At 39.9% G+C, this 16,329-nt stretch carries 13 protein-coding genes; 11 read left to right on the top strand and 2 right to left on the bottom strand.

Going from position 1 to position 16,329, the window contains the following annotated elements:
- Positions 1 to 5 precede the first annotated feature (5 nt).
- Both O3626_RS03355 and abc-f read left to right on the top strand, forming a co-directional pair.
- Positions 6 to 359, top strand: a complete 354-nt coding sequence (locus O3626_RS03355) for an arsenate reductase family protein (RefSeq protein WP_070595289.1) — start codon at positions 6 to 8, stop codon at positions 357 to 359.
- Between the two features lie 363 nt (positions 360 to 722).
- The gene (gene abc-f / locus O3626_RS03350; RefSeq protein ID WP_371495265.1) at positions 723 to 2,264 is read left to right on the top strand and encodes a ribosomal protection-like ABC-F family protein; all 1,542 of its coding nucleotides are present in this window, start codon (positions 723 to 725) and stop codon (positions 2,262 to 2,264) included.
- 300 nt (positions 2,265 to 2,564) lie between these two features.
- On the opposite strand, the gene O3626_RS03345 is transcribed toward abc-f, so the two are convergent.
- A complete protein-coding gene (locus O3626_RS03345; RefSeq protein ID WP_315377245.1) occupies positions 2,565 to 3,389 on the bottom strand; it encodes a peptidylprolyl isomerase in 825 nt (274 codons plus the stop codon).
- Between the two features lie 195 nt (positions 3,390 to 3,584).
- Between O3626_RS03345 and O3626_RS03340 the strand changes: the two genes are divergently transcribed.
- The 7 genes from O3626_RS03340 (at position 3,585) to O3626_RS03310 (ending at position 12,220) form a co-directional block, all read left to right on the top strand.
- On the top strand, positions 3,585 to 4,847 hold the full coding sequence (locus O3626_RS03340) for a hypothetical protein (protein ID WP_315377246.1): 1,263 nt from the start codon (positions 3,585 to 3,587) through the stop codon (positions 4,845 to 4,847).
- Positions 4,848 to 4,900: 53 nt separating this feature from the next.
- Complete coding sequence (locus O3626_RS03335; RefSeq protein ID WP_315377247.1) at positions 4,901 to 5,791, top strand: hypothetical protein; 891 nt, start codon at positions 4,901 to 4,903, stop codon at positions 5,789 to 5,791.
- Positions 5,784 to 6,266, top strand: coding sequence for a hypothetical protein (locus tag O3626_RS03330; protein ID WP_315377248.1), 483 nt, complete (start codon positions 5,784 to 5,786; stop codon positions 6,264 to 6,266). The genes O3626_RS03335 and O3626_RS03330 overlap by 8 nt, the downstream gene beginning before the upstream one ends.
- 48 nt (positions 6,267 to 6,314) lie before the next feature.
- Positions 6,315 to 6,962 (top strand): hypothetical protein, encoded by a 648-nt coding sequence (locus tag O3626_RS03325; protein WP_315377249.1) that lies wholly within the window; start codon positions 6,315 to 6,317, stop codon positions 6,960 to 6,962.
- A gap of 117 nt (positions 6,963 to 7,079) precedes the next feature.
- A complete protein-coding gene (locus O3626_RS03320; RefSeq protein WP_315377250.1) occupies positions 7,080 to 9,440 on the top strand; it encodes a DNA translocase FtsK in 2,361 nt (786 codons plus the stop codon).
- Positions 9,441 to 9,506: 66 nt separating this feature from the next.
- A complete protein-coding gene (locus O3626_RS03315) occupies positions 9,507 to 9,893 on the top strand; it encodes a VOC family protein (RefSeq protein WP_070665448.1) in 387 nt (128 codons plus the stop codon).
- 8 nt (positions 9,894 to 9,901) lie between these two features.
- Positions 9,902 to 12,220 carry an HAD-IC family P-type ATPase gene (locus O3626_RS03310; protein ID WP_315377251.1) on the top strand — a complete coding sequence of 773 codons (2,319 nt, stop codon included), beginning with the start codon at positions 9,902 to 9,904 and terminating at the stop codon, positions 12,218 to 12,220.
- A 49-nt stretch (positions 12,221 to 12,269) separates the two neighbouring features.
- Here the strand turns inward: O3626_RS03310 and O3626_RS03305 are convergent, their stop codons facing one another.
- Positions 12,270 to 13,118: a helix-turn-helix domain-containing protein gene (locus tag O3626_RS03305; protein WP_315377252.1), complete on the bottom strand. Its 849-nt coding sequence runs from the start codon at positions 13,116 to 13,118 to the stop codon at positions 12,270 to 12,272.
- A gap of 299 nt (positions 13,119 to 13,417) precedes the next feature.
- Here O3626_RS03305 and O3626_RS03300 point away from each other — a divergent pair, with 299 nt between their 5' ends.
- Both O3626_RS03300 and O3626_RS03295 read left to right on the top strand, forming a co-directional pair.
- The gene (locus O3626_RS03300) at positions 13,418 to 14,713 is read left to right on the top strand and encodes a radical SAM/SPASM domain-containing protein (protein WP_315377253.1); all 1,296 of its coding nucleotides are present in this window, start codon (positions 13,418 to 13,420) and stop codon (positions 14,711 to 14,713) included.
- A 1-nt stretch (position 14,714) separates the two neighbouring features.
- Entirely contained in the window at positions 14,715 to 16,301 is a 1,587-nt protein-coding gene (locus O3626_RS03295) for an ATP-binding cassette domain-containing protein (protein ID WP_371495259.1), read from the top strand.
- Positions 16,302 to 16,329 lie beyond the last annotated feature (28 nt).

Genomic DNA, 16,329 nt, shown 5'->3' with positions numbered 1-16,329 from the left:
AATCGATGTATACCTTTATTGAATATCCAAAATGTTCGACTTGTCGAAAGGCTAAATCAGAATTGGACGGTCTCCAATGTGAGTTTCAGAGCCAAAATATTGTAACCGAAACACCGACTAGTCAAGAATTGCAAGACTGGATGGCAGCGTCTGGCCTACCGATCAAATCTTTCTTTAATACCAGCGGGATGAAATACCGGGAACTCGGCTTGAAAGATAAGGTAGATCAACTGACAATAGAAGAAGCAGCGGATCTTTTGGCTAGCGACGGTATGCTGATCAAGCGCCCTCTACTTGTCAAAGACGGTAAAGTGGTTCAAGTGGGTTACCGGAAACCATACGCAGACTTAGATTTGTAAAAGAAAAGGGAGTTGGATTTTCTTCAGATCTATAATAAAAGTATGCCAGAAGCTTTCCTTAGGTGAGTACGGACGTCAGCGAACTTCAAAGAAGTTCCATGACTTAGTTTTGAGCCTAAGGTCTCAAAACTCCCGAGTGCTAGAAACAATAATGTTTCTAGCACTTTTCTCACGGCGGAAAGTTTCGGTATATTCTTTATGAAATTCATAAGTTAGAACTTATTTTGATTTCTTGACAAAATCGCGTAACCCATCTTACTTATAATTTATTTTTATATATTCTAAAGGGAGTTGGACTCCCTTTTCATTTTGAGTTGAAGATGATATAATCATACGAGTGAAATCTACGAAAGAGAGTTAAGCATGAGTATTTTAGAAGTGAAAAATTTGAGTCACGGTTTTGGAGACCGTGCGATTTTTGAGGATGTGTCTTTCCGTTTGCTAAAGGGAGAGCATATCGGTCTGGTCGGGGCCAATGGTGAAGGGAAATCGACCTTCATGAGCATCGTGACCGGTAAGATGCAGCCAGACGAAGGAAAGGTCGAGTGGTCTAAGTATGTGACCGCTGGTTACCTGGACCAACACGCTGTCCTAAAAGAAGGACAAACGGTGCGTGATGTTTTGCGGACAGCTTTCGACGAACTTTTTAAAGCAGAAGCTCGGATCAATGACCTTTATATGGCCATGGCAGAAGACGGAGCTGATGTCGATGCTTTGATGGAAGAGGTTGGAGAACTCCAAGAGCGTCTAGAAAGTCGTGATTTTTATACCTTGGATGCCAAGATAGATGAAGTGGCGTGTGCTCTTGGGGTCATGGATTTTGGGATGGAGACGGATGTGACCTCCTTGTCAGGTGGGCAACGGACCAAGGTCCTCTTGGCCAAACTCCTCCTTGAAAAACCAGATATCTTGCTACTAGATGAGCCGACCAACTACTTGGATGCAGAGCACATCGATTGGCTCAAGCGCTATTTGCAAAATTATGAAAATGCCTTTGTCCTCATTTCCCATGATATTCCATTCTTGAACGATGTGATCAATATCGTCTACCATGTGGAAAATCAGCAGTTGACCCGCTATTCTGGGGACTATTACCAATTCCTTGAAGTCTATGAAATGAAGAAATCGCAATTGGAAGCGGCTTATGAGCGTCAGCAAAAAGAAATTGCTGATTTGAAAGATTTCGTAGCCCGTAATAAGGCGCGTGTAGCTACACGGAATATGGCTATGTCTCGTCAGAAGAAGCTGGACAAGATGGAACTCATTGAACTGCAAAGTGAGAAACCAAAGCCATCCTTTGACTTTAAAAATGCCCGTACTCCGGGACGCTTTATCTTCCAAGCCAAGGATCTCCAAATTGGGTATGACCGTCCTTTGACCAAGCCTTTGAACCTAACGTTTGAGCGCAATCAAAAGGTAGCCATCATCGGTGCCAACGGGATCGGGAAAACGACTCTCTTGAAGAGCTTGCTAGGAATCATTCCACCGATCGCTGGAGAAGTAGAACGTGGAGATTATCTAGAGCTTGGCTACTTCGAGCAAGAGGTCGAAGGAGGCAATCGTCAGACGCCGCTTGAAGCAGTCTGGAATGCCTTTCCGGCTCTCAACCAAGCAGAGGTCCGTGCTGCCCTTGCCCGCTGTGGGTTGACGACCAAGCATATCGAGAGCCAAATTCAGGTACTATCCGGTGGGGAGCAAGCCAAAGTACGCTTCTGTCTCCTCATGAATCGTGAAAACAATGTCTTGGTACTAGACGAACCAACCAACCACTTGGATGTGGATGCCAAAGATGAATTGAAACGGGCCCTGAAAGAATACAAGGGATCGATTCTCATGGTTTGCCACGAGCCAGACTTCTACGAAGGCTGGATGGACCAAATCTGGAACTTTAATGAATTGACTTAAACACAAAAAGAGAACCGTGCGGTTCTCTTTTCAGATTCTTCTTAGAAACTTTCCTTAGGTGAGTACGGACGTCAGCGAACTTCTGCGAAGTTCCATGACTAATTATTGAGCCTAAGGTCTCAATAATTCCGTGTGCCTGAAACAAATCTGTTTCAGGCACTTTTCTCACGACGGAAAGTTTCAGTAGATGAATGACTTAAATAATTAGAATTCATTTTATTGACCGATGAATCTATTAGCTAATTTTATGTAAAATGCTTATCAATATCTTAAAAAGAGAACCATTTGGTTCTCTTCTCATTATTTCTTGAAATTATAGTCTTTTAAGATCTCGATTTTTTCAATCTTGATGTCTGTTTTTGGTTTGTCTTTATCGTCAGTTTCGGCAGACGCAATTTTATCGACGACATCCATGCCATCGATGACTTGTCCAAAGACAGTGTAGTTGCCCCCATCAAGGGTTGGATTTCCACCATTTTTATAAGCATCGATGATTTTAGCTGGGAAGCGATCAGTCGGGAGCTTGCTAGAAATATCTTCCTTATTTTGGTTGATATAGAATTGACTACCATTGGTATTTGGACCAGAATTGGCCATGGCAAGGGCTCCACGAAGGTTGTAAAGGTATGGAGAATACTCATTCTCAAAACCAGTACCTGAATCTTTGGATTTGTCTTTACCCTTCCAGATGGATTCACCACCAGTACCATCTCCCTTAGGATCCCCAGTTTGGATCATAAAGTTGTTAATGACACGGTGGAAAAGTAAGCCATTGTAGTAGCCTTCTTTTGCATGGGTCAAGAAGTTTTCAACTGCAAGTGGGGCATATTTAGGGAAGAGCTTCACAGTGATGTCGCCTTCAGTCGTTGTGATTTTAACCTCCGCTTCGTCTTCAGCCACGTCAGTTGAAAGTTGTGGGAAGACGGCATTTTCATTGGTCATGGCATCGTTAAAATCTTTGCGCAGTTGTTCTAATTTCTTTTGATCTTTTTCACTAGAGCTAGAAGTTGCTGTCTGCTCTGTCTTTTCTTTGCTTGAGCTTGAAGAGTTAGCGTCTGTCTTATTGGACGAACAAGCTGTTAAAGCCAAGCCGGAAAATAATAGTAGTGCGATTAATTTTTTCATATTCTTCCTTTCCAACATAGTTGTCTTGCTCTATTGTACCTTAATTTTGAGATACTTTCAAATTTAGACGGAAATCTCTATTCTCTAAAGATGTTTCAAGATCGATAATGCTTGATATCACTAGTTAAAAAGAAATTTGCATATAGGGATCAAATCCGGTATGATGGGAGATAACACTAAAAGAGGTATTATCAAATGAGTTTTAGTAAATTAAGAAAAAAATATGTCATACTACTTTGGATTGGGATTATCAGTTTATTTGTAGGCCATTTCTATTTATCTAGTCTGTATCCGGATCATCAAGACTTTTATTCGAATACCTTGCTAGTAGTTCTTGGTCTTCTATTTCTTCTTTATGTTTTGATGAATAAATGGTTTGGAAAAGAAGCTCTTAAGATTCTAAATGCTTCGACTGGGATCGATTTTTGGTATGAATGGTCTCAATCGGGAAATCGTGCTAGATTTAGTATAAGCAAACAATCTGCCCGTCTTGCTAGTGTGGTCTATTGCTACATGATAGGAGATTTTTCATCGGCAATCGATCGAATAGAGTATTTACAAAATCAAAATATTGCTAAGACGGATCGTTCATCCCTCTTAGGAATTTTCATAAAATCTTCCCTTCTTTCAGGAAAAGGCATCAGCAAGGAAGAGATTCAGAAGAAGTTTTCTTATATTTCCTTCAAGGATGAAGCGGAAAAAGATGAAGCCCTTCAGAAGCAACTGGCCATCTATGACATTCTTGTGGACCAACAACCGAATGATTATTTTGATCTTGTGAGAGGTTCACAGGCTTTTCAACGCTTGGAAAATCGTTATTTCAAAGGATTAAATGCCCAATTAAGGGGAGAGTTGGTGCAGGCTACTTCCTTATTTGAAGAAATTTCTCAAGAAGATGAGCGTCTGTATTTTGTCCGGATGGCTAAGCAATGGTTAGCGAGTGAAGATCACTTTTTATCTGCTCTTGTACCAGCTCCAAAGCAGGAGTCTGATAGACTTGCAACTCTGACAGCTGATCTACCTCTTCCTGAGGTAGAACTTCCTAAAAAGAAGGGGAGGAAGAAATGGAAATGGTTATTGTTGATTTTTCCGATTCTTTTTGTCGGAGCGATCATCATGAACTTGGTGGAGTCCAATCGGCCAATTAATGGGATCTATTATTTGTCGGTTGACAATATGGAGACAAAAACTGCTTCGCTTAATAAAGAATCCTGGATCAAGATTGATGGAGATCATGTGATAGTGAAGGAGCATGGCGAGGAGAAGACGTATCCTTTTGATCGAGAAGATATCGAGTTGACCGTCGATGGAAAGCAATATGATGGAATTTTACAATGGGGTTCTCTGTCGCTTTTCGAGCAGTCTGACTCTTCACATGATATTCGCACTTACGTGAGTCGGTACAGCCCGATGTATGACGGCTACGAAAAAGGAACGGTCAGAGTTGAAAAACATTAAAAAGTGCTAAATGGCGTAAGCTAAAAAGTGTAGCTGGAAGTCTGAGGAAAAAAATGGATTCAAGAAAATTGAAAAAATCAATCTTTAAAGCCAGTTTTGAAGAGAGTCTCAATCTCGAAGATGATGGGTTTGTAAAGTTACAGCAAGAGCAACATGATAAGACAGCGAAATTTTTTAAGAATGGGTATGCTTCTCTTTGGTTTCGAATTCGAAGTTTGATTTTATCCCTTATTTTCCCTGTCGGTTTTAACTTCTTTCTGCTGATTGTATCAATGGAATTTCATGAAAGTAAGACGTTAACTCTTCCAATAGCTAAGCATGAATCCTTAACAGTAAATGTATTTTTAATCTTGGTTCTCATTTGGCTTTCCTTTGTTGTGATTGGAAAGTGGTTGAAACGAGCTTACCTGTTACCATATCGCTATCAGTTTCACGTTTTTACGTTTATGGTTTGGTTCTTATTGGAAATGGATCTAGTTGTTTTTGACATTTTATTGGCAAATCTATCAACTTTTGAAATCATTGCTATTTATGGAATCATGATGATAGCAACTTACATGCTATTCACAATTGCGCTAGCAGGATTAAGAAAACTTATGTATGCAGAGCTTTCTGAAGATACTTTCCTTTATAAGATTGCAAAAATGATTTCTCTTTATGGGATGGCTATTTTAGGAATAGGGATCATTATCAAGCATATTTTAGGCATCTTTACATTAGACGTTTCAACTTCCATCAAAGCATTTGGCTTTTTATTGATGTGGATCTTTTGTAATATAGTAGTGATTGCTATCAGTGCTTTTATAGGTTTACCATACTTCCTCCAAGCCTACTACAAATGGAAATATCCTGAAGAATACCGTGAATGGGAAGGCAAGTCTGTAGAAGAATGGTATGGCAAAAAGTATTTGAAGAAACACAAGGAGTTATTAAATAATGAATAAGAATTTTAAAGAGATGTCGTTTGATGAATTGAAATGCTACCGTAGAGAAGGTTTATGGAGATCTTTGGGCTTATTACTGGTCATTATTTTAGTGATTACGGGAATGGTCTTGATGGAAGTGAACCATGTTTCTCCTTCCAATCAGAATCGTTTTCGAGTTATTGGGTTGACCACGGTCGTTGCGCTCTTTGGCTACCTTATGCCTCTGATAGCAGCAAATCGCGTGATGTTAGACCATCCGGATTGGGTCAAGAAATCAGGTTTCCGAGCGAAAATTCCTTTGCCAATGGATTGGCATGTCAAAAGGCTTTGTGTCCTTGGAGCGAGTCTCTTGGTGATTGGAGTAGGATTTGCCTCGTCATACAAACCACAAGTTCAGCAGACAAATCTGAAGGATCAACAAGACAACATCCAAGTCAATAATGTAATCAATTTGCCTGATATTGAAGTGCCTACAAGTGATAGTCAGGACTAGTAAGTGAAAGATTGAATCTAAAAGGGGAATTGGAAAAGATTTATTGGAATGCCTTTATTTTCTGCAATAGTCTATCTACTTTGTATCTTTCTTCCAGCAGTCTTTAAGGGAATAAGACTAGATGGAGATGGGGATGTTGCCTATCAATGGTTAAATTTACCTCTTTTGTTTGTTCTACTTTTATTTTATTTGGTCTACATTTTCTATTCGTTTAAATATCGAAAGAAAAAAATGATCTTGAAATATCTCACTTATTGTTATATGTACCTTTTTTTACTATTTATGGAATTAGAGTTTGTATTAATTGGGATTTTTTGCAGAAAACTTCTTGTTTTTTTATCAGCTGGATTAACGATAGTTGTTGTGATATATCTCTTTAGGACGGTCCCTAAAAAGATAAAGACTGCGGTTGAAGAAAGAAAACCCTATGCTTCCTTGGCTGCCCTAGCAACAGAAAAAATTACAGATCAATTATTAATCTGGGGTGGAAGTGGAGTTACAGCGGGTTTGGTATTGTTTGATCGTTCCAATAATACAAACGTAAGAGGAAGCATTGATGCCATCTTAACACCATTCTGCCCCGCTATTATGGCTGTCGCTCTTTATGTATTCTTTTTAGAAATAGTAGGGGGCTATTACCTATTTTTGTACTATGAACAATACAAAGAAAAATATGATATTTTAACAAAGGTTTAGCCCAAGAAAAACCTCTAGAACAGTGCCCACTCGGTGCTGTTTTTTTGCTTTCTGCTACAAATTTGTGGAAGAGATTTTACTAGAGAACTAGCTTGGAAATGTGATATAATAAAGGTCATGGCAAACAATAATCAATCAAAAAAAACACGGTCGACAAGACGACTGTCCAAAGCAGAATTAGAAAGAAAAAAAGCAATTCATCGCATGATTGCGACCATTCTGATTAGTCTGGTCTTAATTTTTGCGGCCTTGAAATTGGGGGCAGTAGGGGTCTTAGCCTACAATTTGATCCGACTCTTTGTTGGAAGTTTAGCCTATTTGGCTATTTTAGCGACCTTTTTCTACCTTTATGCCTTTAAGTGGCTGGATAAACACGAAGGGGTGATTTCAGGATTCCTAAGCTTCTTTGTTGGGGTTCTTTTGATGTTTCAGGCCTTCTTTGTATCCTCCCTTCATTTAGACAATAATGGAATCAAGGTCACTTTTTCAAGAATCATGGCAGACTTGATTCATCTGCGGGTGGAGAGTTTTGCTGGTGGTGGTATGATCGGTGCCCTTCTTTATGCTCCGATTTCCTTCCTGTTTTCAAATATTGGCTCTTATTTTATCGGTCTGCTCTTTATTGGGTTGGGGATCCTCTTGATGAGCCCTTACTCCATCTATGATTTGTTTGAAAAGGGGTCCGAAGCCTTCCATGCTTCTATGGAAAAACGTAAAGAGCGTCGCGAACAGAAATTCCTTGAAAAAGAAGCAAGAGTTGCCGAGGAAGCTGCTGCAGCTGAAAGAGAGCAAGAAGAAGCAAGAGCTGTTCTTCCAACTCCCCTTTCAATGGAAGGGCACCCTGTAGATCCTGAAACAGGAGAGGTATTGGCGGAAGAGCCGTTCACAGAGCCCTTCCCAGAAGCTGAAATTGTCGCACCAGCAACACCAGAGATCTACCTGCCAGATGAAGAATGGCCGGAAGAGCCTGAAGAATATGAAGAGCTTCCGGTAGCCGAAGAATTCGAGGACGATGGGGAGGAAGTTCAGGTGGACTTCACGCCTAAGGAACTCCTTCAGTACAAGCTTCCAACGATTGATCTCTTTGCGCCTGATAAACCCAAAAATCAATCCAAAGAGAAAAACATCGTTCGCCAGAATATCCGCATTCTGGAAGAAACCTTTGCAAGCTTTAACATCAAGGCGACAGTGGAGCGGGCGGAGATCGGTCCTTCTGTTACCAAGTATGAGGTTAAGCCGGCTGTCGGTGTGCGGGTCAACCGCATCTCCAATCTAGCAGATGATTTGGCCCTAGCCCTAGCAGCCAAGGATGTGCGGATCGAAGCGCCGATTCCAGGGAAGTCTCTGGTCGGGATTGAAGTGCCCAACTCAGAGATTGCGACCGTTTCCTTCCGTGAATTGTGGGAGCAGTCCAAAACTGATCCTGCCAAACTCCTTGAGATTCCTCTTGGGAAGGCTGTAGATGGTTCTGCTCGGACCTTTGATTTGGCCCGGATGCCCCACCTCTTGGTAGCTGGTTCTACCGGATCTGGTAAGTCAGTAGCGGTCAATGGGATTATTTCGAGTATCTTGATGAAGGCCCGTCCGGACGAAGTCAAATTTATGATGGTCGATCCTAAGATGGTGGAGCTTTCTGTCTACAATGATATTCCTCATCTCTTGATTCCAGTGGTGACCAATCCACGCAAGGCCAGTCGGGCCCTACAAAAGGTTGTCGATGAGATGGAAAATCGCTATGAGCTCTTCTCGAAAGTGGGTGCTCGGAATATTGCTGGCTTTAATGCCAAGGTTGCGGAGTACAATGCCCAGTCTGAGATGAAGCAAGTGCCGCTTCCATTGATTGTGGTCATTGTCGATGAGTTGGCAGACTTGATGATGGTCGCAAGTAAAGAAGTGGAAGATGCCATTATTCGCCTTGGACAAAAGGCGCGTGCGGCTGGGATCCACATGATTCTTGCGACTCAACGGCCATCGGTTGACGTTATCTCAGGTTTGATCAAGGCCAATGTGCCTTCTCGTGTCGCTTTTGCGGTATCGTCTGGGACCGACTCACGGACCATCTTGGATGAAAATGGGGCAGAGAAACTACTCGGTCGCGGAGACATGCTCTTTAAACCGATCGATGAAAACCACCCGATTCGTCTGCAAGGATCCTTTATCTCAGATGACGATGTGGAGCGGATTGTCAACTTTGTCAAGGAGCAGGCAGAAGCCGATTATGATGATGCCTTTGATCCAGGCGAAGTATCCGAATCAGACTTTGATGGAGGCATGGGTGGCTCTGATGAAGGCGATCCTCTCTTTGAAGAGGCCAAGGCGCTCGTGGTTGAAACTCAAAAAGCCAGTGCTTCGATGATTCAGCGCCGCTTGTCAGTTGGCTTTAACCGAGCGACTCGCCTCATGGAAGAGTTGGAAGCAGCCGGTGTGATTGGACCTGCTGAAGGAACCAAGCCTCGGAAAGTATTGCAACAATCATAAGGATAGGGAAAAAGGGCGCTTGTCCCAATCCCTTTTCTTTTTATAGAAAATAGAAAGTAGGACCAGATGAAGTTAGACATGATTCATCATATTGCTATAATTGGACGGGATCGCGATGCCATGTTGCATTTCTATGTGGACCAGTTGGGCTTTGCGATTGTCAGTGAATATGACCGTCCTGAACGCGGAGATATCTTGATCAATCTCCGTCAGGGCCAGCTGACTTTAGAACTCTTTATCAAACCGACGGCCCCAGAACGGCCAAAGCTTCCCTTGCCCGAGCATGCGGGACTGCGTCATCTTGCCTTTAAAGTGGAAGATGTCGAGGCGTATCTAGCTAGATTGGATCAGCTAGGTATTGAGAATACAGGCCTTCGCTATGATGACTTTGATGGTAAGAAAATGGCATTTTTCTTCGATCCAGAAGGATTGCCCTTGGAAATACATGAGTGAGGAAAGCGATGGATAGATTAGAAGGACTCAGTCAGGAAGAAGTAGCGAAAAAGATCCAAGAGGGCAAGCAAAATAAGGTCACAATCAAGACAGAAAAAAGCCTAGGACAGATTATTCGAGACAATGTCTTTACTTACTTTAATCTGATATTCCTGGTCTTGGCGGCCTTGCTTGTAGCAGTGAAATCTTGGAACAATCTCTTGTTTGTCCCGATTGTCGTGGTCAACTCCTTAGTTGGTATTGTGCAGGAAGTCCGCTCTAGACGGATCTTGCGTCAGATGCAATTTCTACACATGAGTGAGGCGATCGCTCTTCGCGAAGGCAAAGAAGTCGCTCTACCTATCGATCAGCTGGTGGAGGGTGATCTCGTTCGCTTTCAAGCTGGAGATCAGATCTATGCGGATGGGGTCTTGCTGGAGGGCGAGCTAAAAGTCGATGAATCGCAATTGACAGGTGAAGCCGATGAGGTCAAAAAAGGAGCGCAAGATGCGCTCATGTCAGGTAGCTTTGTGATTGCTGGTCAAGGACTGGCACGATTGGAAAAAGTGGGGAATGACTCCTACATCAACCAATTGAGCTTGGAAGCCAAGCAAGTCAAGTCCCATGAGGAATCTGATATGGTTCATGCGGTTAACCGCATCGTAGGGATCATTGGTCTCCTTATCATTCCGCTAGGTTCCCTCCTTTTTCTTCGTAGCTATATCAGCCTAGGTGACAGCCTTAAGCTCAGTGTGACTTCAACAGTCGGAGCCTTGATCGGGATGATTCCAGAAGGTTTGTACCTCTTGATGACCTTGGCACTGGCTCTGGGAGCAGTCAGATTGGCCAAGGAGAAGGTCTTGCTCAATAGCATGAAGGGGATTGAGACCTTATCGCGCGTGGATGTCCTTTGTGTCGATAAGACAGGGACCATTACAGAGCCTGGTATGGAAGTGACAGAGATTCGTCCGGTTAAAGGCGCTCAAGACTTGGAAGCTCTAGCTCAGTATGTAGAAGCTAGTATGGATCAAAACGATACCATGGATGCGATCCGAAAATTCCACAAGACCCCAGTCAACCAGCCTTGGAAGACTCTTGAAATACTGCCCTTTACGTCCAAGAAAAAGTATGGGGCCATTGCCTTTGAATCGGGGATCTATGTATTAGGCGCACCAGAATTTGTTTTACGAGAGGGCTTCTCTGAGCTTGAACAAGAGATAGCTCCTGCTACTCAGGCAGGGAATCGGGTCTTGGCCTTTGGGAAATATAAGGGAGAACACCTGGGAGAGACTTTAGAAGCTCCTGTAGACTTGGTAGCCTGGATTATTCTCTCCAATCCTTTGAGAAAAAATGCCAAAGAAACCTTCGCCTACTTTAAACAACAAGGAGTGACCATTAAGGTTATCTCAGGGGACAACCCTGCTACAGTCTCAGCTATTGCACAAAAAGCAGGCATTAAAGGAGCAGAAGATATAATCGATGCCAGAACCTTACTGACGGAAGAAGATTTGCACCAAGCGGCGAGCCAATATACGGTCTTTGGTCGGGTGACACCAGAGCAAAAGAAAAGCCTTGTAGAAGGCTTGCAGGCAAAGGGGCATAAAGTCGCCATGACCGGAGATGGCGTCAACGATATTCTGGCCCTCAAAACAGCGGATTGTAGTATTGCGATGGAATCTGGAAACGATGCGACCAAGAAGATGGCGCAAGTGGTCTTACTGGATTCTGACTTTGGGAAGATGCCGTCCATCGTGGCAGAAGGGCGGCGGGTAGTCAATAATATTCAACGATCAGCCAGTCTATTTTTGATCAAGAATATCTTTTCCATTTTGTTGGCCATCTCAGTGACGCTTTTAGCCTTCACTTATCCCATCATGCCGTCGCAGATGTCCTTGATCAGCGGTTTTACGATTGGGATTCCAGGATTCTTTCTAGCTCTTGAGCCCAATAGCGAGCGCATCAAAGGGCGCTTTATCGAAACGGTCTTTAAAAATGCACTGCCTGCGGCCTTGACGGATTTTATACTGATCTTCAGTCTGGTCTTGCTGTCTTCAGCATTTGGCATGAGGTCGGAAGAACTCTCGAGTGCAGCCATCTGCTTGATGGCCTTCGTAGGCTTTACCATCATCTACCAAGAATCCCAGCCTCTCAATCACTACAAGAGACTGGTTCTTCTAGGAAATATCCTAGCCTTCCTAGTTTCAAGTAGTGTTCTAGGGAAATTCTTTAACATGAGCCCCTTGAGGATCCAAACACTGGTTATCTGCGCCATCATGGCCGTTCTTGCTCTCATCTTGATTCAAGTCTTCAAGAAACTAGTGGGCTGGTTCTTTCATCGGAAAAAATAAAAGAAAAGAGCAAAACAGATAAAATAGTTTCGATTGGATGACGATATTTTTACTGTTCAGTTAGTTCTAGAAAATAGGCATCCCATTCTTGTGCTTCGGCTTTTGAAAGTAACAATGAAACCGAATGGATAACATTATCATGGAGAGATCTCCCTTTCTTTGGATCTTCCCAAATACTTTGATAGATGGCCTTTAATTCTAGTAAGTATAATTTTTGAAATGCAAAATAGTTAGGGAAATGTTTTTCGAATAGAAGTGTTAGCAGTTGTTTGCTAGCACTTTTTTCTTTTCTACTGATTAAGACAGATACTAAATTTAAAATCGTATCGATTTTGATTCGATCTAGATTGTTATTAAGTTTGTCCGGTGTATTTTCCAAAATTGTATCTGTAAAGAGAACAATAGCCTCAGTTGTGAAATAGGAGACCACACTTCCCATTAACCCAATGTCAAGATTGGTCCAATAATCTAATGAAAAAAAGTAATCCGTCAGTTCATTTACTGCCTGCTGTGAAACGGTTTTGTGCTGTTTTTCTGCAATGATAATCTCTAAAACGAGGGAGAGGATGTGGTAAATGTATTGATGCTTTGAGATCGCTAATTCTTGCAAATCATTTTTTATTTGAAGAAGTGATGGCCAATCCGAGTTTTCCATTGCCTCATCCATTCTTTTTTTCAAGGTTAAAAACTCAGCACTATGGAAATCACTCCAATCAAAGATCTCATTAATCTCCACAATCATGTACCCCAATAATTGAAGCAATATATCATTGGATAGATTGGTTTTCCCATTTTCAAAATCAGAAATACTCGAAGCAGAACCAGCGATATTCCCAAGTTCTCTTAAGGAGATTTTTCTTTGTTTTCGAATCAATTTAAATTTTTCTCTAATGTCCATTTGTTCGGATTTCCGTAATTTTTTACATACTATTTTTTTATATTATATACTATATCTATAAAAAGGGAAAGGAGAAAAATAATGATTATTGAAACAATAGTTAACCATGATATGGATGAAGCAATTGAAATCAAGAATCTAATTTGTGGATCTGCTTGTTAGAAATACAAATATGTTAATTGTTTTATCCATATTTTAAGGGGGGGACAATTGTTTTAAATTGGAACCCCTTATTTATTAAAAATATAAGATTTAAGAGAATAAAATTGAACTATAGAATCATTATTGAGGAGACAATTATGCTTTATTCACCATATGTAATATCATTTGAAAAAGAAGAATATAAATATTTGTTCAATACAAAAAATAATTTGTCTATAAAAATAGAAAATAAGTTATTAAAAAAAATAAAAACAGATAATAAAACGAAAGATCAATTGATTTCGTTTTTAGAATCACATCATTTTTTGAAAGAGAATGATGAGCTAGCGAATATGATAAAAATTTTTAAAGAGAGGGATGAAAAGACATTAAGAATTACAATTTTAGCACATGGAGATTGTAATTTTAGATGTAAGTATTGTTATGAAAAATTTTCGAATTGTGATATAAGTGCTAAATATGAAAGTATTTTACATTTTATAAAGAAAAAATTAAGTGAGCATCCTTTTAAAGATTTACATGTTTCTTGGTTTGGAGGAGAACCGCTTTTGGGTTATAAGGAAATACTAAGAATTTCAGAGGAATTAATAAAATATGCTAAACTAATTGGTGTTAATTATCATTCAGATATGACTACAAATGGTTACCTACTAAATCGTACTATTTTGAATAGATTGATAACTCAGTGCAAAGTAACAAACTATCAAATTACTGTTGATGGATCGAAAAAAGGGCATGATAATCAAAGAGTCTTGAAGAATGGTCAAGGCACGTATGAGCGAATTCTAAAAAATTTAAAAAATGCTACCAAGCTTGATTTGGAATTTAATATTTTTATTCGTTTAAATGTTTCAAAAGAAAACTATGATGATGTATGTAAGTTTTTAGAGGAAGATGCTCAAGACTTTAAAGGTGATGAGAGGTTTAAAATGCTCTTTCGAAATGTAGGAGATTGGGGATGTGGAGATAGATCTAAAGGTTATGAAGTTCAATTATATGATAAAGATGTATCTTTTGGACTCTCAAAATTAGCAATAAAAATGGGATATAATCTATTTGATGATATAGTTTTCAATAGTAATTATAATGCGTGCTACGCTCAGAAACCTCATTCATATACTATCGATACGAAAGGCAATTTGTTAAAATGTACTGTTGCATTATATAATCCTGAGAACATAATTGGTGAATTAGGTAATTCATCAATAAATCAACTGAATAATAAGTTGTGGATTAATTCGTATAAATTTCGTGATGAGTGTCAAAAATGTAATTTATTATTAATTTGTAAAGGAGGAACGTGTCCAAAAAGAGATATTTTTTATGAAATTTCTTTTGAAGAAAAGTGTAGTCGAATGAAACAGAAGATAATGAATAATTTTGAATTATCTATTTTATCGAATAGAATTAATTATGAATTGAGGTCAGAGTAGAATGAAAATCATTTTAAAAAGTTTATCTAAATGGAAATTGATGTTATATGTTCTATTTGCTATCTTGTATTCACTTCAAGGGCTTTTATTATCGCTTATTATTCAGTTCGCAGGTGAAATTAATCCGCGAGATAAGGGAGCCTTACTTGTCTTTGGTATAGGAGGAATAGCTCTTTTTGTATTGATCTATGCTTGTATGTATATCGATAATCTTCTTGTTCGATCGATCATCAAAGAATTTAATATATTGATCTCAGAGAGAACGTTAACCTACTTTCATCTAAAAAAATTAGAGTATACAGAGGCAGAGTTAAACTCATTTTTAACACAGGATATTCCGATGTTTTGGCAAGAATTTTTGACTCCTATGCTCATTTATCCAGTATTTGGCTTATCCATTCTAGCATCTATAGTCTATCTCATCATGCAGAACTTTTTTATTGGTTGTCTCTTTACAATAGGTGGTTTCTTGATGATCATTCCTCAGTTTGTATTTAACAAACTCCTACAAAAACGTGGGGAGGAGCTAAGTAAGGCAAGAAAGAAAAGTTTATCAAGTATCACCGATTTTAGCAAAGGAATTCAAACCATCCAAAGCAATCAAGCGGGAACTGAATTTTCTCAACATGTTCTGAAAGAAATTAGTGAAACGGAGCATCAACAATATACCTACTATACGACTCACAATTTAGTCATGTTTTGGACGGGTCCCTTAAAAGGATTAGGATTGATTGGCCCCTTGTTAACGGGTTTATTGCTTCTTCCTTCTACGACCTTGTCTTTGACAACACTCATCGCCATGATGACGGCTTCTATGAATTTAATCTCCCCTTTGCAACAATTATTAGAAATGACATCTAATTTGCAAGGCTCAACGGTTGTCAAAAAGAAAGTTGTGTCGATTTTGGAAATGCCTGAAGTGAATGAGACGACAACTATTTTAGAACCTTTGAAAGAAAAGCTAAGTATTCAGATCGATGATTTAACAAAGACATTTGGAGACCATTTGATCTTTAGAAATACAAACCTGACAATTGATGCTTGTCAGAAAGTACTTCTCACGGGTGCCAGTGGAAGTGGCAAAACTTCCCTGTTTCACTTATTATGTGGAGAAGATAAGGAATATAGTGGAAGTATTGAATTGATAAATAGAAAAGGAAAATCTTGCTATCCTTCTTACGACAGGGTCAATCTCATTCATCAAAAACCTTATCTATTTAAGGGGACTGTAAGAGAAAATTTGACTCTATTTCAGGAGTTCTCAGATGACCAACTTCAAAAAGCTTTAGAATCTGTTCATCTTTGGGACGAATTGGCTGGAGATTTAGAGTATCAAGTAGATCCACAGAATTTATCTGGAGGACAAATGATGAAACTAGAAATTGCACGGTGTATTCTCCGACCAAAACCCATTTTGTTAGCCGATGAGGTGACAGCAGCATTAGATGAAACAAATGCAAGAGAGATTCGAAAAATATTGGCTCAACAAAAGTGTACCTTAATAGAAATCGCTCATAAATACCAGAAAGAAGATTACGATTCTATTTATCAGATTGTCGATCATAAAATTATAAAAATGAATCATTAACAATGGTAAAGACTTCCTAATTCATTCA

This window comes from Streptococcus sp. 20925_1_77 (assembly GCF_041432125.1).
Lineage (GTDB): Bacteria > Bacillota > Bacilli > Lactobacillales > Streptococcaceae > Streptococcus.
This window is presented reverse-complemented; position numbering and strand designations above follow the sequence as displayed.

Coding starts and splice junctions, on each gene's coding strand:
- O3626_RS03300 (WP_315377253.1), top strand. CDS start 13,418: ATGCTTTATTCACCATATGTAATATCATTTGAAAAAGAAGAATATAAA.
- O3626_RS03295 (WP_371495259.1), top strand. CDS start 14,715: ATGAAAATCATTTTAAAAAGTTTATCTAAATGGAAATTGATGTTATAT.
- O3626_RS03330 (WP_315377248.1), top strand. CDS start 5,784: ATGAATAAGAATTTTAAAGAGATGTCGTTTGATGAATTGAAATGCTAC.
- O3626_RS03325 (WP_315377249.1), top strand. CDS start 6,315: ATGCCTTTATTTTCTGCAATAGTCTATCTACTTTGTATCTTTCTTCCA.
- O3626_RS03310 (WP_315377251.1), top strand. CDS start 9,902: ATGGATAGATTAGAAGGACTCAGTCAGGAAGAAGTAGCGAAAAAGATC.
- O3626_RS03335 (WP_315377247.1), top strand. CDS start 4,901: ATGGATTCAAGAAAATTGAAAAAATCAATCTTTAAAGCCAGTTTTGAA.
- O3626_RS03305 (WP_315377252.1), bottom strand. CDS start 13,118: ATGGACATTAGAGAAAAATTTAAATTGATTCGAAAACAAAGAAAAATC.
- O3626_RS03355 (WP_070595289.1), top strand. CDS start 6: ATGTATACCTTTATTGAATATCCAAAATGTTCGACTTGTCGAAAGGCT.
- O3626_RS03315 (WP_070665448.1), top strand. CDS start 9,507: ATGAAGTTAGACATGATTCATCATATTGCTATAATTGGACGGGATCGC.
- O3626_RS03345 (WP_315377245.1), bottom strand. CDS start 3,389: ATGAAAAAATTAATCGCACTACTATTATTTTCCGGCTTGGCTTTAACA.
- O3626_RS03320 (WP_315377250.1), top strand. CDS start 7,080: ATGGCAAACAATAATCAATCAAAAAAAACACGGTCGACAAGACGACTG.
- abc-f (WP_371495265.1), top strand. CDS start 723: ATGAGTATTTTAGAAGTGAAAAATTTGAGTCACGGTTTTGGAGACCGT.
- O3626_RS03340 (WP_315377246.1), top strand. CDS start 3,585: ATGAGTTTTAGTAAATTAAGAAAAAAATATGTCATACTACTTTGGATT.